Annotated in this window: 2 protein-coding genes; both read left to right on the top strand. The window is 39.1% G+C overall.

All coding sequences use genetic code 11. The features are described 5' to 3' along the window. Positions 1-305: DUF551 domain-containing protein (locus Xhom_RS25145; protein ID WP_069315943.1), on the top strand; the 305-nt coding region annotated here is incomplete at its 5' end. Between the two features lie 2 nt (positions 306-307). Next, the gene (locus Xhom_RS25140; RefSeq protein WP_069315393.1) at positions 308-712 is read left to right on the top strand and encodes a hypothetical protein; all 405 of its coding nucleotides are present in this window, start codon (positions 308-310) and stop codon (positions 710-712) included. Positions 713-759 lie beyond the last annotated feature (47 nt).

The raw sequence follows: 759 nt of genomic DNA, 5'->3' as shown, positions 1-759 counted from the left end.
TAATGAGTGATGAATCTGATAAAGAAATGGAAGAATTGATTCTAAATCATTATGAGGAGACCATAAAAAATATACAGTGGATTAAATGTAGTGATAGGTTGCCTGATTTAGATACACCAGTTTTTGGTGGTTGGTTTTATAACGACCAATTTTATTGGGATTGTTTTGTCAGAGTATATGACAATGTCGCTGACGACTGGGTTTGGGCTCGTGTCGAATATATAGGTTCCGATAACTGGTTGCAGGATAATGAATATCAAATAACCCACTGGATGCCACTACCCCAACCACCGACAGGAAAATAACAATGGCTAAACATATCCACGCCGATTTAATCATGGCGTACGCGAAATTAGCGCAGGAGACGGATAGACCGTGGGAGCATTTTGAACATAGATTGTATAACTATGAAATTTGGAAAAAATGCGGCCCAAATATGCCTTTTGACAGTTTTACTGAATATCGCATAGTAACTCCTATTATAAAAATCGGTGAGATAGATGTGCCGGAACCAGTGAGGAAGCCACTGGAAAATGGATTTGATTATTATTATCCTGACATAACCCAATACGATGAAAAACTCTATTGTAAAAGGACATGGAGATCTCTCCGTAATTATGATTACGGATTATTGCAAAAAGGCTTAATCCACCTCGACCGCGAATCTGCCGAACTGCACGCCCGAGCCCTCATTAGTCTGACCCAGAAATAACCCAGTCACGAAAATCATTAATCGTTTTCACTAACGAGGGATTTTTA

Origin of the sequence: Xenorhabdus hominickii, assembly GCF_002632725.1 — a bacterium.
Taxonomy (GTDB): domain Bacteria; phylum Pseudomonadota; class Gammaproteobacteria; order Enterobacterales; family Enterobacteriaceae; genus Xenorhabdus; species Xenorhabdus hominickii.
Note: the sequence above shows the minus strand (reverse complement) of the source record. Positions and strands in the feature narration are given on the sequence as shown.

Excerpts from the sequence above, each read along its gene's own strand:
- Xhom_RS25140 (WP_069315393.1), top strand. The coding sequence starts at position 308 with ATGGCTAAACATATCCACGCCGATTTAATCATGGCGTACGCGAAATTA.